At 64.8% G+C, this 18,195-nt stretch carries 16 protein-coding genes; 7 read left to right on the forward strand and 9 right to left on the reverse strand.

Annotated features, from left to right (window positions below):
• A partial coding sequence (locus ACQ3HB_RS15715; protein ID WP_430921202.1) for an HNH endonuclease occupies positions 1 to 319 on the forward strand: 319 nt, incomplete at its 5' end.
• 120 nt (positions 320 to 439) lie between these two features.
• On the opposite strand, the gene ACQ3HB_RS15720 is transcribed toward ACQ3HB_RS15715, so the two are convergent.
• The 7 genes from ACQ3HB_RS15720 to ACQ3HB_RS15750 form a co-directional block, all read right to left on the reverse strand.
• Positions 440 to 1,576, reverse strand: coding sequence for a carbohydrate ABC transporter permease (locus ACQ3HB_RS15720; RefSeq protein ID WP_430921204.1), 1,137 nt, complete (start codon positions 1,574 to 1,576; stop codon positions 440 to 442).
• Complete coding sequence (locus ACQ3HB_RS15725; RefSeq protein ID WP_430921206.1) at positions 1,573 to 2,541, reverse strand: carbohydrate ABC transporter permease; 969 nt, start codon at positions 2,539 to 2,541, stop codon at positions 1,573 to 1,575. The genes ACQ3HB_RS15720 and ACQ3HB_RS15725 overlap by 4 nt, the downstream gene beginning before the upstream one ends.
• Positions 2,542 to 2,721: 180 nt before the next feature.
• Positions 2,722 to 4,176: an ABC transporter substrate-binding protein gene (locus tag ACQ3HB_RS15730; protein ID WP_430921208.1), complete on the reverse strand. Its 1,455-nt coding sequence runs from the start codon at positions 4,174 to 4,176 to the stop codon at positions 2,722 to 2,724.
• 151 nt (positions 4,177 to 4,327) lie between these two features.
• Positions 4,328 to 6,022, reverse strand: coding sequence for a glycoside hydrolase family 13 protein (locus ACQ3HB_RS15735; protein ID WP_430921402.1), 1,695 nt, complete (start codon positions 6,020 to 6,022; stop codon positions 4,328 to 4,330).
• 522 nt (positions 6,023 to 6,544) lie between these two features.
• Positions 6,545 to 7,624: a LacI family DNA-binding transcriptional regulator gene (locus ACQ3HB_RS15740; protein ID WP_430921209.1), complete on the reverse strand. Its 1,080-nt coding sequence runs from the start codon at positions 7,622 to 7,624 to the stop codon at positions 6,545 to 6,547.
• Positions 7,625 to 7,887: 263 nt separating this feature from the next.
• Positions 7,888 to 8,760 carry an NAD-dependent epimerase/dehydratase family protein gene (locus ACQ3HB_RS15745; RefSeq protein WP_430921210.1) on the reverse strand — a complete coding sequence of 291 codons (873 nt, stop codon included), beginning with the start codon at positions 8,758 to 8,760 and terminating at the stop codon, positions 7,888 to 7,890.
• Between the two features lie 295 nt (positions 8,761 to 9,055).
• A complete protein-coding gene (locus tag ACQ3HB_RS15750; RefSeq protein ID WP_430921212.1) occupies positions 9,056 to 9,556 on the reverse strand; it encodes a GNAT family N-acetyltransferase in 501 nt (166 codons plus the stop codon).
• 217 nt (positions 9,557 to 9,773) lie between these two features.
• Between ACQ3HB_RS15750 and ACQ3HB_RS15755 the strand changes: the two genes are divergently transcribed.
• From ACQ3HB_RS15755 to ACQ3HB_RS15780, 6 genes are all read left to right on the forward strand, one after another.
• Entirely contained in the window at positions 9,774 to 10,691 is a 918-nt protein-coding gene (locus ACQ3HB_RS15755; RefSeq protein WP_430921213.1) for a DUF1684 domain-containing protein, read from the forward strand.
• 133 nt (positions 10,692 to 10,824) lie between these two features.
• Positions 10,825 to 12,339, forward strand: coding sequence for an ABC transporter substrate-binding protein (locus tag ACQ3HB_RS15760; protein WP_430921214.1), 1,515 nt, complete (start codon positions 10,825 to 10,827; stop codon positions 12,337 to 12,339).
• A 132-nt stretch (positions 12,340 to 12,471) separates the two neighbouring features.
• Positions 12,472 to 13,434 carry an ABC transporter permease gene (locus tag ACQ3HB_RS15765; protein ID WP_430921216.1) on the forward strand — a complete coding sequence of 321 codons (963 nt, stop codon included), beginning with the start codon at positions 12,472 to 12,474 and terminating at the stop codon, positions 13,432 to 13,434.
• On the forward strand, positions 13,431 to 14,348 hold the full coding sequence (locus tag ACQ3HB_RS15770) for an ABC transporter permease (RefSeq protein ID WP_430921218.1): 918 nt from the start codon (positions 13,431 to 13,433) through the stop codon (positions 14,346 to 14,348). The genes ACQ3HB_RS15765 and ACQ3HB_RS15770 overlap by 4 nt, the downstream gene beginning before the upstream one ends.
• Positions 14,349 to 14,410: 62 nt before the next feature.
• Positions 14,411 to 15,223, forward strand: a complete 813-nt coding sequence (locus ACQ3HB_RS15775) for an ATP-binding cassette domain-containing protein (RefSeq protein ID WP_430921219.1) — start codon at positions 14,411 to 14,413, stop codon at positions 15,221 to 15,223.
• On the forward strand, positions 15,220 to 16,104 hold the full coding sequence (locus ACQ3HB_RS15780; RefSeq protein WP_430921221.1) for an ABC transporter ATP-binding protein: 885 nt from the start codon (positions 15,220 to 15,222) through the stop codon (positions 16,102 to 16,104). The genes ACQ3HB_RS15775 and ACQ3HB_RS15780 overlap by 4 nt, the downstream gene beginning before the upstream one ends.
• A 31-nt stretch (positions 16,105 to 16,135) precedes the next feature.
• Here ACQ3HB_RS15780 and ACQ3HB_RS15785 read toward each other — a convergent pair whose 3' ends face one another.
• Together ACQ3HB_RS15785 and ACQ3HB_RS15790 are read right to left on the reverse strand one after the other, a co-directional pair.
• The gene (locus tag ACQ3HB_RS15785) at positions 16,136 to 16,927 is read right to left on the reverse strand and encodes a response regulator transcription factor (RefSeq protein WP_430921223.1); all 792 of its coding nucleotides are present in this window, start codon (positions 16,925 to 16,927) and stop codon (positions 16,136 to 16,138) included.
• Between the two features lie 7 nt (positions 16,928 to 16,934).
• Complete coding sequence (locus ACQ3HB_RS15790) at positions 16,935 to 18,137, reverse strand: sensor histidine kinase (protein ID WP_430921224.1); 1,203 nt, start codon at positions 18,135 to 18,137, stop codon at positions 16,935 to 16,937.
• Positions 18,138 to 18,195: the final 58 nt, after the last annotated feature.

Raw genomic sequence — 18,195 nt, forward strand, 5'->3', positions numbered from 1 at the left:
CCTCGGACAAAGCAGACGCTTGTTCAGCACCGGTCAGAAGATCGCCCTCGCCGAACGCGACGGCGGCTGCGCCTGGACCGGATGCCCACACCCACCCGCCTACACCCAAGCACACCACATCACCTGGTGGTCAACCGGCGGCACCACCAACCTCAACAACGGCATCCTGCTGTGCTCTCATCACCACCATCAGGTGCATGCCGACGGGTGGGACATCCGGATCCGTGACGGGTCCCCGTGGTTCATCCCACCCGCGCACCTCGACCGGACACGAACACCCCGACGCGGCGGCACACTCCACCTCGATGACACCGGATAACCCGTACCATCCCGCCCCAGACCCCAACCCTTCGACAGGCTCAGGGACCAGACCCTGCCCACAGTCGCCCGACCCCGGTCACTGAGCCTGTCGAAGTGCACGAACACAGGAACCACGAACCTACCCCTTGACCGCACCACCGAGGCCAGCACCGCTCAGGAACAGCCGCTGGAAGATGATGAAGATGATCACAGGGATGATCGTCGAGATCGCTAGAGCCGCGAGATACACATCGAGTTGAATCGCGTTCTGCAACGTCGGAAGGCGAACCGACAAGGGTTGGATCGCAGGGTCACGCAAGACGAGCAAAGGCCACAGGTAGTCCTTCCAAGCAGCGATCACTGCGAACACGGAAGCAACTCCGAGTATCGGCTTCGACATCGGAAGCACAATCGACCAGAACAGCCGGAACGGACCAGCCCCATCGGTCCGAGCGGCTTCGAACACCTCACGCGGGAGATTGTCGAAGAACCGCTTCACGATCACCACATTGAATGCACTCGCTCCGGCCGGCAGCCAGACGGCCCAGAACGTGTTGATGAGCGAAGTCCCAAGGAACGGAGGATCGAGGATCGTCAGATACAGAGGAACGAGGAGAACCACTGCAGGGACGAACAACGTACACAGGATGAGCCCATAGAGGATCGGACCGTACTTCGGCCGGAGGACCGACAGCGCATATCCACCGGTCGTCGCCACGATCATCTGAACGAGCCACGACCCCAGAGCGACCCAGATCGTGTTCATGAACTGGACGTCGATGTGCACCGTCGACCAAGCCGTCGAGAGATTCTCCCAGTCCACGCCGTTTGGGAAGAGCGCCATCGGTTGCTGCAGCGTGTCGGCGGTCGGGGTGATCGCGGACTTCGCCAACCAGAGGAGAGGACCGAGCCCTGCGATGATCAGCAGAACGAGGAGCACAGTATGCGTGACCGCGGTGCTGATGCGGATGCTGCGCTTCGAGCGATCAGCAGCGGACAGGATCCCACGATCTGGAGCGTCTGTCTCCCCCGCTTTCCGCTCCCGCCGACGAGCACCACGTCCGAACAGACCGATACGGCCCGACGAGGGAACAGCAGTGCCGGCGCCGAGGCCTCCTACAGTGCCGAGGGCGCCCATCGCACCGCCGATGGGCGCTTTCGACGCTGACGCGTCGGCGTCAGCCCCGGTCCCAGCTGCAGCAGATGTCGGTGCAGTACGTGCCTTCCCATCATTCCCCGACTCCGGACCAGGCAGGACAGTGTTCGAGACGGTCATGACTGGCTCCAGGACTTGGTGAGGCGGAAGTAGACGATCGAGAGGATGGCGAGGAACCCAGCGAGCATCAGGCTCAGCGCAGTGGCGGCTCCGTAGTCGCCTCCCAGACTGTTCTGGAAGGCGTAGCGGTAGATGAGCAGCAGGACCGTAACGGTCGAGTTGACCGGACCGCCACCCGTGAAGAGGAACGGTTCCAGGAAGACTTGAGCGGTTCCGATGATCTGGAGGATGAACGTGACGAGCAGAATCGATCGCAGTTGCGGCAGTGTCACATGCCAGACCTTCTGCCAGATCGAAGCACCATCGACTTCGGCTGCGTCGTAGAGCTCGGGTGGAACACTCGTGAGGGCTGCGAGGTAGATGATGATCGTTCCACCCGCTGCCGCCCAGGTCGCTTCGACGACGAGTGACGGCATCGCCTGCATCGCGTTCTGAATCCACGGTTGCGGAGGAATGCCGACCCACCCGAGCACCGTGTTGAACACACCGGTCGGTCGAGCATCGTAGAAGAACTTCCACAACAGAACAGCGACGACTGGAGGGACGACGACGGGAAGGTACGCAAGCGCACTGTAGAGACCTTTCGCCCGTTTGACCTCGCTCATGAGCACAGCGACGACGAGCGGAATCGGATAGCCGATGACGATCGCGAGGAGAGCGAACCAGGCGGTGTTGCCGATCGACGTCCAGAACAGCGGGTCGTTGACGACGGTGACGAAGTTGTCCCAACCGACGAAGGTCGGAGCTGTGACAAGATTCGTCTTCTGGACGCTCATGACGACAGCACGACCGATGGGGAACCAGGAGAACACACCGAAGATGAGCAGCAGCGGAACGAGGAAGACGAGCGTACTGAGTCCACCTCCGCGGACCCAGCTGAGTGGATTCCTCTTCCTTCCTCTCCTCCCCGTCGGAGTGTGAGCGGCCTGTTCGACAGGCCGCTGCGGACGATCAAGAGCTGTCATGGTGTTCCTCGAGTGGATGTGACGCGTGGACGTGAACCGCGTGCATGTGATGCGTGGAGGTGAAGCAGATGGATGAGCGTGCGGTCCGTGATGACGGGAAGACTGTCAGCGAGAGCGAACCCGGGATCCGGCTGCCCTCCCATGGACGGGAGAGCAGCCGGATCGCACACGGCATCGGCGCTACTTGTCGGCGTCGATCAGTTTCTGGATGTCGGTGTTGACCTTCTTGAGCAGAGCGTCGATGTCGGCGTTCTGGTCGGTCAGCACGGCCTGTACCACCGTGTCGAGCGCACCGTAGAGCTCCTGCGTGTGCGCTTTCGGCTCAGGGATGATGTTCTGGTCGAAGATCGTGCTCGTGAAGCCGGACACGTTCTCGAGCGGAATGTTCACCTCGGGAGCGATCCATTCCTGCTGCTGGTCGTACGTCGCCTTGTCGAAGATCGGAAGCGTCGGAACGCCGACCGGCTGACCCGACTTCGCGAGCACCTTGGCGTCGGCGACGGCCTGATCCTTGTCGAGCAGCTTCTGCATGTAGTAGAAGTCGATCCACTTGACCGCTGCGGCACGGTGCGCCGCATCCGACTTCACGCTGACCGCTGCGACGTTGCCACCGCTCAGCACGCCGGCTTCGGAGTTGCTTGCGTCGATCGGCAGTGCCGTCAGGCCGTAGTCCTTCGGGTCGACTGCGTTCTGCTGCACGAGAGACGTCAGCACGTCCGAACCACTCGGGTACATGGCGACCTGACCGGCACCGAACGCCTGGTTGATGCCACTCCAGTCGAGCAGGAAGTTGCTGCCGAGCGAGTTGTCGCTCCATCGCAGTTCCTTCAGCCATTCGAGGGATGCCTTCACCTGCGGGTCGTCGGCGGTGACGGTGACCTTGCCCTTCGAATCCGCCGTCTCGAGGCGACCGCCACGGGCGTACGTCGTCGTCGCCAGTTCCCAGCCGCCGTTGTTGCCCTGCGTCATCTGCATGTAGCCGGCGACTCCAGGGACCTTCTCGGAGATGGTCTTGGCCGCAGCACGTACTTCGTCCCAGGTCGTGGGCGGCTTGTCCGGATCGAGTCCGGCCTGCGTGAAGATCTTGCGGTTGTAGGACAGTCCCATGGCGTACGGTCCGTACGGGATGCCGAAGAAGTCGCCCTTGTCGTCTTGGGCGATGTTGATGACACTCGGGTTGAACTTGTCCGCATACGGCAGCTTCTTGACCTCAGCGGTGATGTTCGCGAGCTGTCCATTCTGCAGGAGCGTCTTCGCGTCGGTGAACGGCACGTTGAACGTGTCCGGAAGAGTTCCACCGGCGAGCTGCGTCGCGAAGGTGGGACCGGTCCACTGGTACTCCTCCGCCTGCACCTTGATGTCGGGGTTCGCTTTCTCGAACTCCTTCACGCGGTCGTCGAAGGCTTTGAACGCATCCTTGTCGCTGCCCGGGATGAGGCTCGCGACCCGAATGGTGATCTTGCCGTCATCGGCGGGAGTCGACGAGCAACTGGCGAGCAGACCGACGCTGAGCACGGCGACTGCTGTGATCGCGACTGCTCGCTTCGGACCGAATGCTCGAACGCCGGCTCTGGCTCTGGAACTCGCACTGGCAAATGCTGGGTTGTCTGCCAGTGATCTCGTGGGTGACTTCATCGTCATGTCCTTTCGATGGTGCTGCTGGATTGATGGTGCTGGGGTGCTGCGTTGATCGGTGCTGCGTTGATGGGTGCTGCGTTGATGGGTGCTGTGTAGATCGATGTTGTGCTGGTCGGTGTTGGACTGGTCGGTTGTGGACGTGCCGCGTTCAGGACTGCACCTCGAGCCAGGCTGTGGTGTCCGGAGGGAGGAGCCCGTCGTCGAGTGGACTGCTCGTGAGGAGCACCGCGTCGTGCGAGGGAAGGGCAACCGCAGCATCGGAGAGGTTCGTGATGCTCACGAAGCCACCACCGCGGGTGAACGCGAGGACGGACTGCGAGGCTCGTTGCGATTTCGGCTGTTGCGACTCGTCACCGTGCAGAACCGGTCCAGCGTCGATCCACTCGAGCGAACCGTCTCCGAGAGCGACCCGTTCACGACGGATCCTGAGTGCATTTCGGTAGAGCGACAGCATCGAGTCCGGATCGTCGGACTGTGCTTCGACCGTGAGTGCGGCCCAGTCGGCCGGCTGGGGCAGCCACGCGGAGTGTCCTGTGGTCGAGAAACCGAACGGTGGCTTCGAACCGGACCACGGCATCGGAACCCGACAGCCGTCACGTCCGGGATCGACACCACCCGATCTGAAGTGCATGGGGTCCTGGATGAGTGACCTCGGGAGGTCCTCCACCTCCGGCAGGCCCAGCTCATCGCCTTGGTAGAGGTAGAGCGAGCCGGGAAGCGCAGCCGTCAACAGCGCTGCAGCACGCGCACGACGCTGTCCGAGCGCGAGATCGGTGGGCGTCCCGAATCGCTTGCCGAGGAACGCGAACGAACTGTCCTCACGTCCGTACCTGGTGACGGGCCTCGTCACATCGTGGTTCGAGAGCAACCACGTCGACGGGGCGCCGACTGGAGCATGAGCGGCGAGCGTCGAATCGATCGATGCACGCAACTGTCCTGCATCCCACGGCCGAGCCAGGAAATCGAAGTTGAACGCCGTGTGCAGTTCATCCGGACGAAGGTACGCGGCGAACCGATCGATGTCGGGCAACCAGATCTCGCCGACGAGGATGCGTGCACCCGGATACGAATCGGCGACTCGTCGCCAGTCCCGGTAGATCTCGTGGAGCTCGTCACGGTCCGTGTTCGGGTGTTCCCCTGCCGCCGGAGCATCGGGGACCTCAGGGAGCGCAGGATCCTTCACGAGCAGAGCGGCCGAGTCGATGCGGACGCCGGCGACACCACGGTCGAACCAGAACCTGAGGATGTCCTCGTGTTCCCGTCGGACGTCCGGATGGTTCCAGTTCAGGTCCGGCTGTTCTGGGCTGAAGAGATGCAGATACCACTCGCCGGGAGTCCCGTCGGGGTTCGTCGTTCGAGTCCAGGTGTCCCCCGAGAAGTTGGAGACCCAGTGGTTCGGCATCTCGTCACCGCCCGGACCAGCACCCGGCCGGAACCAGAATCGATCACGTGCAGGAGAACCCGGTTCCGCAGCGAGAGCCTCCTGGAACCAGACGTGATCGCTCGAGACATGGTTCGGCACCACATCGACGATCGTCCGGATGCCGAGGGCGAGCGCATCGGCGATGAGCGCTTCGGCGTCCGCGAGTGTTCCGAACACGGGGTGGATCGTCCGGTAGTCCGCCACGTCGTAGCCGCCATCGGCCAAGGGTGACGTGTACCAGGGCGTGAACCAGATGGCGTCGACACCGAGGTCGCGAAGGTACGGGAGGTGGGCACGAACTCCCGCGAGGTCACCGGTTCCATCGCCGTCGCCGTCCGCGAAACTGCGCGGGTACACCTGGTAGATGACCGCACTCCGCCACCAGAGCGGGTCCTCGGTCGACGGGTTCAGGGGTTCCAGGTCCGTCGGCGTCGCGGTGGACGTCTGCGTTGCAGCGTGCAGGGAGGGCGCACCGGGCGCGGAGGACACACCCGGCACGTCACGTGATTCTGGCCGCGCCACCGTGCTGTGCGCTGCCGTGCCCCGTGTTCCTGTGCTCTGCGCTGCAGTACTCGGCGTCGCTGTGCCCTGCGCTGCGAGGGTCGATGGGTCCACGAGGGTCCTTGTCGGTCGGCCCGGAACGAGTGCGACCGTCCGTCAGGTGCTGCTCTGTTGCGCTGAACAGGCAGAAGCTGATGGCGTCGATCACACCGCCCGGGAGGCGGTCATCCGGACGATGCGCCGGCCCAGGACCGGACAACGTCGTCGTCGTGATGCCGAACGTAGCCTTCTCGACAAAATGATGCAAGAACTCAACAAAGCGCAAATCACTTGCGCGATTTGCGCGCTGCCGCCCTGATGAGGGCGGATTCAGCCACCGAGACAGGTGGCCGTAGATCACCGAGACCGGTGAGCGCAGAGCGCAGAGCGTCGAGCGCCGAGCTAAACCGCAGCAGCGACCGGCGCAGCAGTGACCGGCGCAGCAGTGACCGGCGCAGCAGCGATGGCCGGGTCAGCAGCGGCGACCGGTGCCGTCGAACCGCGAACGACGAGTTCCGGCTCGAACAGGAGCTCGTCGGAAGTTGCCGAATCGCCCGAGATCTGCCTGAGCAGCAACTCGATGATCGTCCGCCCCATCGGTTCGATCGGCTGACGGACCGTGGTCAGCGGTGGTTCCGTGCAGTTCATGAGCGCCGAATCGTCGTAGCCGATGACCGATACGTCCTCTGGCACGCGACGGCCGCTCCTGCGAACGGCACGGATTGCCCCGAGTGCCATTGGGTCGCTCGCGCACACGATCGCAGTCACGCCGGAGCGGAGCAGCTTCGTGGCTCCGGCCTGCGCCGATTCGAGCGAGTAGAGCGAGTGCACGATCTGATCATCGTGGAGCGGATGGGACCATTCGGCGGACAGTCGCTTGATCGTCGTGAGTTTCCGGATCGATGGCACGTGATCTCGCGGACCGAGCAGGAAGCCGATGCGAGTGTGCCCGAGCTGCTTGAGGTGCCCCATCGCCTGCTCGATCGCGACGGTGTCGTCACAGGAGACGGTCGCGAATCCGAGGTCTGCCACTGGAGCATTGACGAGCACGGTCGGAAGGCCGACTTCGACGAGTCGACCATAGTGGTCGTGATTCGCGTCCTCCTGCGCATACGCGCCTCCGACGAACACGACACCGGACACCTGTTGGCCGAGCAGGAGCTCGACGTAGTCGGACTCGCTGATGCCGCCGGCGGTCTGCGTGCAGAGGACCGGGGTGTAGCCGTTCTGAGCGAGTGCTCCACCGATCACCTCGGCGAAGGCCGGGAAGATCGGGTTCTGCAGTTCGGGGAGGACGAGTCCGACGAGTCTGGCTCGTTCACCACGGAGCTTCGTCGGTCGTTCGTAGCCGAGGACGTCGAGGGCGGTGAGCACCGTCTGTCGAGTCGCCTCGGAGACGCCCGGCTTCCCGTTGAGCACACGACTCACTGTGGCTTCGGAGACTCCGACTTTTCGAGCGACTTCGGCAAGACGTCTGGACATGCGCCCATGATACGCAAGGACTTACGTGTTGTCTGCAAAAATTTGACAAGCATGTGGTTCTTCACCGCGCCTCGACAGGCTCAGGGACTGGAAAACGGCTCCTGAACCTGTCAAAACGATGCCGAGGCCGGGCGCCGACGCTGGTCTCGGAGCCCGTCGAAGTGTCGACGATGTCATCGAGTCCGGTCACTGAGCTTGTCGAAGTGCGACGATGCAGCACGCCCCGGTTACTGAGCCCGTCGATGTAGCCGGTTCTACCCCGATCAGCTCGCTCGGTAGCTTCCCGATGCGAGGTCCTCGACGATGCCGACACCGGACGGCTTCCAGCCCAGTTCCTCTGTGGCACGAACACGGTGGACTTGCTGGTCGAGGAACAGAGCGTCGGCGAACGCTGCACCGAGCCGCTCACGTGAAGCGTCCTCACCCTCTGCGACCACCTCGACGTCGTCGCCGACGACCGCCTGGGCCAGTTCTGCGACGGTCGGGTTGTCTCCGGACGCGCCGATGTACGTTGCGCCTGCCGTACCGTGCTCGAGCACCGCCAGGTACAGGTCAGCGAGATCGTCGACGTGCACCGTCGGCCAGTGCTGTTCACCCGTGCCGACCGCGGTGATGGCTCCCGTCTCGGTCCGCGGTGCGTTCACGATGAGCGCCGGGATCCCGGAACCGTGGCCGTAGACGATCGTGGGAACGACGACGGATGCGTGCACCGGTGCCGTGAGGATCCGCTGTTCGCGCTCGTGCCGCCATGCGGTGAGTGCCGGCGGGTTGTTCGGGGATTCCTCGGTCACGTCGTCCGAGGAACCGTAGCTCCAGATCCCACCCGTGTGCACGTAGTGCTTGCCGGTGTCGCCGAACGCAGCCACGACCGCGGCGAGCACTGCATCGTCGAACTCGGCTGCTGGAGCGTCGGAAGGGGCTGCGGCATGGATGGCACCGTCGACGGTCGCCAGCTGCTCGGTGAGCCAAGCGACATCGGTCAGGTCGTGCAGCAGTGAAGTGGCACCCGCTGCCTCGACGGATGCGGCGGACGCGTCGCTCCTGACGACGGCGACCACGTCATGGCCTGCTCCGCGCAGTCGCTCAAGAACCTTGGAGCCGATGTAGCCGGTGCCGCCGGTGAGAAGAACCTTCATGTGCCTGCCGTTCCTGTGAGTGGGTGTGGGGTGGATCTGGACTGTTCCGGTTTCTGGACTGTTCCGATTCTGGACTGATCTGGATCTGGACTGTTCCGGATCTGGACTGATCGGGATCTGGACTGTTCCGGATCTGGACTGTTCCGAATGTGGACTGAAATCGGGGCGGAACGTTCTGCTGAACGCCCCACCGGAGTGCAATCGTCGTCGTCCCGGCGGTATTCCGAGCTCCATGCCGCCTGCGAACGACGGCCGTGCTCAGATGCTGGTCGACAGCCTGATGCTGATCAACGGGTCAGAGCGTTTTTCGCATCTGCAGGGAGGTCGTCTCGTACCCGAGCGACTCGTAGAGCGATCGCGCCGGAACGTTGAAGCCGAAGACGTTGAGGCCGAGGGAGTCAGCTCCGTGTTCGCGTGCTTGGACCTCGGCGAGCCGCATCGCTTCTCGGCCGAGTCCGCGTCCGCGGTGCGACTCGACGATCTCGATGTTCCACACCCACCAGTCGGTCGTGCTGTTGAGCGTGGGGCCGACCCAGAGGATGCCGATGGGATCAGCAGACGCAGCGGTCGCCTCAGGAGCCGGCCCTGCAGCAGCATCCTCGAGGATCTCGAAGACGAGTTGCCCCGGAGCGAGCTCGCCGCCCGGGAACAGCTGCGAGAAGGACCGTTCCGCATTGGCCGATGCTTCAGCTTCCGACTCCCCCGCCTTGATTCGTTCAAGCCGGTAGGACTCGGTCGTTTCGACCATCCAGACGGTGAGGCGGTCAGCGGGCATGTGGCGGAGAGCAGGTGACATTCTCCCAGTCTGTCAGCGCCGGGAATATCCGAGGGCATCCGAGCACTGAACTCTTGGGGCCCGAGAACTCCGGCGGGGGTCTGGGAACTCTGGGGCTTGGGACTCACGTCTCATCCCACCGGTGTGACGTGACCACACGCACCGAACTCGTGACCCGCACCGAACTATTGCGAAACACAATTGGGAGCATCGGCCCCTCTCTCGGAGAATTGACATCATGACGAGCACTTCCGCAACACCCGCTGCACAGAACGACGCACCGCAGGCGCCCGCAGCACAGGCGCCCGCAGCAGCGAACACCGCAGCACCGACCGTGATCGAAGCCGCACGAACCGCCCACGCAGCATGGCGCACACGTCGACTCGAGCAGCTCGTCGCTCCGCTCGGCAACCTCGCGCTCGTCGAGACCCGGTGGCTTCCGAACGGCCAACGCCTGACTGCAGAGGAAGCAGCATCGGGAACCGCCGACACGGTGACCGCGACGACGCTGCAGCGCACCAACCTGGACACCGGTGAGCCCGAGTACGGTGTCCGACTCTGGGACGCCCAGTCCCCCGCCATCCGTGCCTTCGACACGGTCGGCGCCTTCGACTTCGACCCCTCCTGGGTCATCGAGGCCGAGTTCACCCCGGTCGCCGAGGACCGGACGATCCCGTTCGAGCACATCCGTGACAACGGTGGCACACGCGATCTCGTCGTCCCGGGAGACATCCGATTCGCGAAGGACGGCGTCGACTACACGATGAGCGCCTTCGACGACGACGGAACGCTCCTCCTCGTATTCGGCGATGAGACGAACCACCGCACGGGAGATGGCGCGAGCTATGGTTCCGGACGATTCCTGTTCGTGCAGCGCATCGGAAGCGGCGCAGGAAGCGCAGTCGGAAGTGGGGTCGGAAACCAGGCCGGAAACGGCGCAGCTACCGGAGACGATGCAGTAGACAGCGGGTCGAACGGCTTCGGCGAAGCCGGACGCGTCCTTCTCGACTTCAACCAGGCCTTCGTTCCACCGTGTGGCTTCTCGGTGCAGTACAACTGTCCGATGCCGCCGGCCCAGAACCGATTCGCCGGTCCGGTCGAAGCAGGCGAACAGACCGCCGTGTTCCGCGACGGCTTCGACATCTACACGGTCTGAAGCCCGGCGAACGCGCATCCCGCACCGATCCCCCACCGATCCCCCACGAGACAGTGTCTCCCCGCACAGCCCCCCGCAGCACATCCCCACAGCACCCCATCCCCCAGCAGCACATCCCCAACACTGGAGCACCGTGAAACACAGATCAGCCAAACGCAGCACCACCCTCGGCGTCATCGCCCTCTCCCTGACGGCAGCCGTCACCCTCGCCGGCTGCGCAAGCGGCGGTTCGAGCAGCACCGCAGGCGCCGACGCGACGATCGAGATCGGGTCGCTCTACGAGCCCCAGAACCTGAGCAACGTCGACGGCGGAGGCCAGGGCGTCGTCGAGGCGTTCAGCAACAACGTCTACGAGGGCCTGTACAAGCTCACCGACGACGGAAAGGTCGAGCCCGTCCTCGCGAAGAGCAGCACCGTGAGCGACGACGGCCTCACCTACACGTTCACTCTGCAGGACAGTGTGACCTTCCACTCCGGCAAGAAGCTGACCTCGGCAGACGTCAAAGCGAGCATCGAAGCGGTCACCGCCCCCGACTCGCAGTCGGCCCGGAAGAGCAGCTTCACGGTGATCTCCGACATCGAGACCCCCGATGACCAGACGGTCGTCGTCAAGCTGTCCGAACGGTCGATCTCCTTCATCTACAACCTCAGCTACGTCTGGGTCGTCAACGACGAGCTGAAGGACCGCAAGACCAAGGAGGACGGCACCGGTCCGTACACCCTCGGCACGTGGAAGCGCGGATCATCCCTCGACCTGGAGCGGTCGAAGGACTACTGGGGCGATGCGCCGAAGAACAAGGAAGTGGTCTTCAACTACTTCACTGACGCGACCGCTCTGAGCAACGCACTCGTGACGAAGCAGATCGACGTCATCACGAGCGTCCAGAGCCCTGACCAGCTGAACCAGTTCACGGACAACAAGGACTACACGGTCAGCAACGGCAACTCGACCACGAAGGAGCTCCTCGCGTTCAACGATCGCGTGGCTCCATTCGATCAGGCCGGCGTCCGCAAGGCCGTCTACTCCGCGATCGACACGAAGAAGCTCCTCTCCTCCATCTGGGGCGACTACGGAACGCTCATCGGCTCGATGGTCCCGCCGACCGACCCGTGGTACGAGGACCTCACGAAGGTGAACCCGTACGATCCGGCGCTCGCCAAGCAGGAGCTCGCCGCAGCCGGGTACGCCGACGGCTTCACCTTCACGCTCGACACCCCGAGTTACGACCCGCACCCCGCCGTCGCCGAGTTCCTGAAGAGTGAACTCGCGAAGGTCGGCATCACGGTCGACATCAACACGATCAGTGCCGACGAGTGGTACTCGAAGGTCTTCAAGGACAAGAACTTCCAGGCGACGCTCCAGGAGCACGTGAACGACCGCGACGTGGTCTGGTACGGCAACCCGGACTTCTACTGGGGGTACAACAACCCGCAGGTGACGCAGTGGGTCGATGAAGCCGAACAGGCGACGACGACGGACGAGCAGACCGCGAAGCTCAAGCTCGTGAACGAGCAGATCGCGAAGGACGCGGCGAGCGTGTGGCTGTACCTGTACCCGCAGATCGTCGTCGCGACGAGCGACGTGTCCGGCTACTACGTCAACGGGCTGAACTCGCAGTTCCCCGTCGCCGGTATCGTCCGGAAGTAGCCAGCCGGATCGTCTGCACCGGTTCGTTTGCACAGGGTCACCAGGACCCGAGCATCTGTACCTGATCCACAACCCCAGCCGACGCCCGAGTGCTGCAGAACTGCAGCGCTCGGGCGTTAGCCTTGGATTCGAATGACTCTCTACCTCCTGCGGCGCTCCGCCTTCCTCGTGGTCTCCCTGCTGATCGCGATGGTGGTGCTGTTCGTGCTGCTCAGGCTCCTGCCCGGCGATCCGTCGAACGCGCTCCTGTCGGTGAACGCCACTCCTGAGCAGATCGAGGCCGCTCGGAGCCAGGTGGGCTCCGACCGGCCCCTCATCGAGCAGTTCACGACATGGTTCGGAAGCCTCATCACCCTCGATCTCGGGACCTCGTTCGTCTCGGGGCTGCCCGTGGGACCCGAGATCGTCTCCCGCCTCGCCGTCACCGTCCCGCTCACCCTCATCGCCTTCGTGATCGCCGTCATCGTCTCCCTGTTCGCCGGATTCGTCTCCGCGTACCGAGCCGACCGCTGGTACGGCATCGTCCTCTCCGGCTTCTCGCAGCTCGGCATCGCCGTTCCCGTGTTCTGGGTCGGAATCCTGCTCGTCGCCGTGTTCGCCATCACGCTCCGGATCTTCCCGTCCGGTGGGTTCCCGCGCGATGACTGGGCCAACCCTGCCGATGCGCTCACCTCGCTCGCGCTCCCCGTCATCACCGTCGCGATCGTCATGAGCGCTTCGCTCACGAGATACGTCCGGTCGGCGACGCTCGACGTGCTGGGAGCAGACTACCTGCGGTCCGCACGCGCTCAGGGCTCCGGTCTCGGTGAAGCGCTGTGGCGGCACGGCCTCCGCAACGGTGCGGTCCCCGTGGTCGCGATCCTCGGCATCGAACTGGCCACGACCTTCCTCGGCGCCGTCGTCGTCGAGAGCGTCTTCACACTTCCAGGACTCGGCAGCATGCTCCTCACCGCGATCGCCCAACACGACTACCCGAACATCCAGGGGATCCTGTTCGTCAGCACACTCGTCGTCCTCGTGATCGGTTTCCTCTCCGACATCGCGCAACGTCTCATCGATCCACGCCTCCGCGTGAGCATCTCGGGCAACCGATGAGCGCCGTCGAACAGCTCGCGTCCGGCGGCGCTGCGACGGGCCCGGTGTCGACCGATCACGGCGGCCCGAAGGCGTCAGCGGCTCAGGTTCGGAGACGCTCACGCCGTCGGTCGGCGACGCTCATCATCGGCCTCTGTCTCGTCGGAGTGATCGTCGCGATCGCCGTCATCTCGCTGTTCTGGCTCCCGTACGCGCCCGCCGACACGAGCGGAGGACGTCTGGAAGGGCCGAGCGGAGCACACTGGCTCGGAACCGACAAACTCGGCCGTGACCTCATGACACAACTCATGATCGGCGCCAGGATCGCGCTCACCGTCGGTCTCGGGGCCGTCGCCGTCGGTGCCGTCATCGGCGTCACGATCGGCCTCATCGCGGCGTTCTCACGGTCGTGGGTCGACGACACGATCTCTGCGGCGCTCGACGTCGTCATCGCGTTCCCGGTCCTCCTCCTCGCGATGCTCATCGTGGCCGCCCAAGGCGCATCGCTCGGTGCAGTGATCCTCGCCATCGGACTCGCGATGTCCGCGATCGTCGCTCGACTCACCCGGATCCTCGGACGTCGAGTCCTGAGCGAACAGTATGTGACGGCTGCGAGAACCTCCGGAACGGGATGGGTCGGCATCGTCACGCAGCACGTGCTGCCGAACATCTGGCCGACGCTGAGCGTCAACCTCGCCCTGCAATTCGGCGTCGCAGTGCTCGCGGAAGCGAGCCTCTCCTACCTGGGCCTCGGAGCTCCACCACCCAACGCATCCTGGGGTCGACTCCTGCAGGAGGCACAGGGCACCGTCAGCACGGCGCCCATCGGAGCGATCGCTCCCGGCATCGCCCTCGTGATCCTCGTCGTTGGCGTCAACTTCATCGCCGACGGTCTCCGTGACCTCGCCGATCCGACGAGGAGGCGATCACGATGACCGGAGATGCTGTGCGAGGTGATGCTGTGCCAGGTGACGCTGTAGGAGGTGACGCTGTGCAGGTGGTTTCGGCGCCTGTCCTCGACGTCTCGGGGCTGACGGTGCGGGCCACTCCGGATCGACCGCTCGTCGACGACCTGGGCTTCACGATCGCGGCGGGTGCACGCCTCGGCCTCATCGGTGAGTCCGGTTCCGGCAAGTCCCTCACCTCGCTCGCCGTCACGGGACTCCTGCCGGACGCGCTCCGGGCCTCAGGCAGTGTGCAGCTCGGCGGGACACAGGTGATCGGAGCGACGGAACGAGCGCTGCAACCGCTCCGAGGGCCGATCGCATCGATCGTGTTCCAGGAGCCCTTGACCGCACTCGATCCGCTCATGCGCCTCGGCAAGCAGGTCGCCGAACCCATTGCTCGCCATCGAGGACTCCGTGGTGCCGCTCTGCAGACGGCGGTCCGTGAAGCGCTCGCCGAGGTGGCGCTCCCGGACGTCAGCCGTATCGTCAGGGCGTATCCGCACGAGATCTCCGGTGGACAACGTCAACGGGTCGCGATCGCCATCGCCCTCGCGAGCCGTCCGCAGCTCCTCATCGCGGACGAGCCGACGACCGCGCTCGATGTGACGGTGCAAGCCGAGATCCTCGCGCTCCTCGACAGGCTCGTCCGCGAACGAGGCATGGCCCTGCTCTTCATCAGCCATGATCTGGCGGTCGTCTCCTCCCTCGTGGACGACGTCATCGTGCTGCGGTCAGGTGTCGCTGTCGAACGCGGTCCGGTCCTGGATGTGCTCGCACACCCTCGCGATCCGTACACGGTGGCCCTCGTCGCGAGCGCCAGAGCCCTCGACGACGCCCTCGACGCCGCTCAGGAGGAACGATGAACTCCCCGTTGGAACGCCCAGTGCACGACGCTGGGCACGACACTGGGCACGACGCTGGGCACGACGCTGGGCAGAGCGCTGCAGGAGGCGTCGGCGCCGCCTCGGCGGGTCCGCTCGCTGCGTCCATCCTCGAACTCCGAGGTGCAGGCTATCGATACCGCAACGGTGGGCTCGCCCTCGACGACGTGTCGCTCACGGTCGAGGCCGGAGCAGGCATCGGCCTCGTCGGTGAATCCGGTGCAGGCAAGACGACACTCCTCCGGCTCCTGCTCGGTCTCGACGATCCGACGACGGGTTCGGTCCACTTCGACGGCGAACCGCTCCGACGACGCGATCGTGCACAGCTCCGACGCTTCCGAGCCTCCGTCCAGACCGTGTTTCAGGACCCGTACTCGTCGCTCGATCCACGGCAGCGCATCGTTCGGATCGTGAGCGAACCGCTGCGGTCCCTCGGACTCGCGCGGGGTGAGGCCGCACGCGTGCGAGCCGCTGAGGCGCTCGATTCCGTTGGTCTCGCAGCCGATGTCCTCGACCGCTACCCCCATGAGTTCTCCGGTGGACAACGCCAACGGATCGCCATCGCCAGGGCGACCGTCTGTCGCCCCAGGCTCCTCCTCGCCGACGAGCCCGTGAGCGCTCTCGACGTGACGACGCGTATCCAGGTCATCGATCTGCTCGCCGAGCTCCGGGAGCGGAACGATCTCGCCGTCGTGATGGTGTCGCACGACCTGAGCGCCGTGGCCGCACTGTGCGAGCGGACCGTCGTCTTACGAGCTGGTCGAGTCGTCGAGTCCGGAACGACGGCGCAGATCCTCCATGCTCCCGTCGAGGCGTACACGAGTGCGCTCGTGGATGCCGTACCGAGGCTGCCCAAGGCCTGAGCCACCGGCGCGCCGAAGGAGGTCCGATGGCTCAGTGGGACCGGACCAGAGCGATCGCCTCGTCACGACTGCGGACGCCGAGTTTCGCGAACAGGTTGTTGATGTGCGTCTTCACGGTGGAGACGCTCACGTAGAGCTGTGCCGCGATCTCCGGGTTGCGACGCCGATCGAGCACGAGTGCGAGTACCCGTCGTTCCTGCTCGGTGAGTGACCCGAATCGAGGATCGGTGAGGAGCCGTTCGATCTCGTGCTGAGCATCACCGTGAGTCGCGGCTCCCTGGTCAGGCATCCCATTCGACCCTGAACCAGAGGTTGAAGGTGAAGGTGAAGGTGAAGGTATCCCACTTCCCGGCTCAGCCCCCGAAGTCCCATGCAGCCCACCGAGCATCCGTTTCGTGACCTCCGGAGCGAAGGTGTTCTGGCCCTGGGCCGTCGACCGGATGGCAGCGACGATGTCCGCACGGCCCGCACTCTTCGTGAGGTACCCGGCAGCCCCGGCGTCGAGTGCACGACGGATCGACACGTCGTCGACATAGGTGGTCAGGACGAGGATGCGGGTCGCAGGCAGTGCAGCGAGGATCGCGGTCGTCGCGCCCACCCCGTCGACGACCGGCATCCCGAGATCCATGAGCACCACATCAGGACGCGTCGCCGTCGCGAGCGAGAGAGCCTCTGCACCGTTCGCGGCTGCTCCGACGACGTCGATGCCCGGCGTCAGTTCGAGGATCGTCACGAGGCCGTCCCGAACGGTCGCCTGATCGTCCGCGACGAGGATCCTGATCGTCCGTCCGCCCCGGGGCGCTTGTTCCGCAGGTCCGTTCACCACTCCATCAGACATCACTGACCTCGCATTCGACAACCCATGATGCCCCCTGCCGGGCTGCGGAGAATCGTGCATCGACGCCCTCGGCACGTTCACGCATCCCCAGCAGGCCGTGTCCGCCGCCCGACCGCGCAAGGCCGTGGGCTGTATGGCCGGCATCGTCATCACCATCGCTCTGGAGCGCGTTCGTGACGCGGACGCGTTCACCCGTCGCCGTCCAGGTCAGCTCGACGTCGACGTCCGATCCCGGAGCGTGCTTGCGTGCGTTGGTGAGTGCTTCCCGAACGATACCGACGAAGGTCCTTGCGACCGTCGGATCGACCGTGTGTGTCTGGCCGGTCTGAACGAATCGCACCCGCGCTCCATCGATGGCCTGCGCAGCAGCAACGAGGTCCTCGAGAGCTCCGGCGATGTCGCCCTGACCGAGAGGCTGCGCGACACCGCGGAGTGCATCGACGGCTCGCTTCGCTTCCGCGAGCCCTTCCACGGCGAGAGCTCGCGATGCAGCGACCCGCGCCACGACATCAGCGTCGACGCCTCGACTCTCCAGGACCGCTTCCGTCGCATCCAACTGCACGACGAGGCCACCGAGGGAATGCGCGAGGACGTCGTGCACGTCACGAGCGATCCGTGCACGCTCGACGAGTGCCGTGTTCGTCGCCTCGTCCGCCAACCGTCGTCGGTGTGCTCGCTGTTCAATGGCCCGTTGGCGCCGGATCAGACCGCTCCCGATGCCGACGACGCTCCAGAGGAGCAGTTGTGGCGCGTCGGCCGAGATCTCGCCGGCCGCTCCGCTCTCCACGAACTCCATGGATCCCCAGGCGACGAGCGCCGCAACTACCGTGACTGCTCCGGTCCACGTCAACGGCGTGGTGATCGACGCGAACAGAGCGAACAATCCACCCGCGACGAGCGCATATGCGGTGCCCGCTCCGGAACCGCTCGCGAGCGCTCCGACGACGAGCACAGCGCTCCAGAGGCCCATCCTGGCCACGCGAATCCAGTCGAGGTCCGGACGATCGAACCACCCGAGCACGGCAGCGGTGAGCCAGCAGACGACGCCGATGAGCACGATCGGCAGCGTGTACGGAGGTCCGGTCGGGGTCGTGATCGCGAACCACACGACGAACCCGAGCCCGATCAGATGCAGGGCGAGTCCGATCGTTCGCGTCGTGAGCGAACGATACGGGACGTCGAGAGCGTCGATCATCGGCTTTCGGACCTCCTGTTCCCGATCGGTTGTGGGTGGTTCTGGTCGCGGCTGTCGC

The organism is Plantibacter lichenum (genome assembly GCF_050587525.1).
Lineage (GTDB): Bacteria > Actinomycetota > Actinomycetes > Actinomycetales > Microbacteriaceae > Plantibacter.

Coding starts and splice junctions, on each gene's coding strand:
- ACQ3HB_RS15720 (WP_430921204.1), bottom strand. CDS start 1,576: ATGACCGTCTCGAACACTGTCCTGCCTGGTCCGGAGTCGGGGAATGAT.
- ACQ3HB_RS15725 (WP_430921206.1), bottom strand. CDS start 2,541: ATGACAGCTCTTGATCGTCCGCAGCGGCCTGTCGAACAGGCCGCTCAC.
- ACQ3HB_RS15730 (WP_430921208.1), bottom strand. CDS start 4,176: ATGAAGTCACCCACGAGATCACTGGCAGACAACCCAGCATTTGCCAGT.
- ACQ3HB_RS15740 (WP_430921209.1), bottom strand. CDS start 7,624: ATGTCCAGACGTCTTGCCGAAGTCGCTCGAAAAGTCGGAGTCTCCGAA.
- ACQ3HB_RS15745 (WP_430921210.1), bottom strand. CDS start 8,760: ATGAAGGTTCTTCTCACCGGCGGCACCGGCTACATCGGCTCCAAGGTT.
- ACQ3HB_RS15750 (WP_430921212.1), bottom strand. CDS start 9,556: ATGTCACCTGCTCTCCGCCACATGCCCGCTGACCGCCTCACCGTCTGG.
- ACQ3HB_RS15755 (WP_430921213.1), top strand. CDS start 9,774: ATGACGAGCACTTCCGCAACACCCGCTGCACAGAACGACGCACCGCAG.
- ACQ3HB_RS15765 (WP_430921216.1), top strand. CDS start 12,472: ATGACTCTCTACCTCCTGCGGCGCTCCGCCTTCCTCGTGGTCTCCCTG.
- ACQ3HB_RS15770 (WP_430921218.1), top strand. CDS start 13,431: ATGAGCGCCGTCGAACAGCTCGCGTCCGGCGGCGCTGCGACGGGCCCG.
- ACQ3HB_RS15780 (WP_430921221.1), top strand. CDS start 15,220: ATGAACTCCCCGTTGGAACGCCCAGTGCACGACGCTGGGCACGACACT.
- ACQ3HB_RS15790 (WP_430921224.1), bottom strand. CDS start 18,137: ATGATCGACGCTCTCGACGTCCCGTATCGTTCGCTCACGACGCGAACG.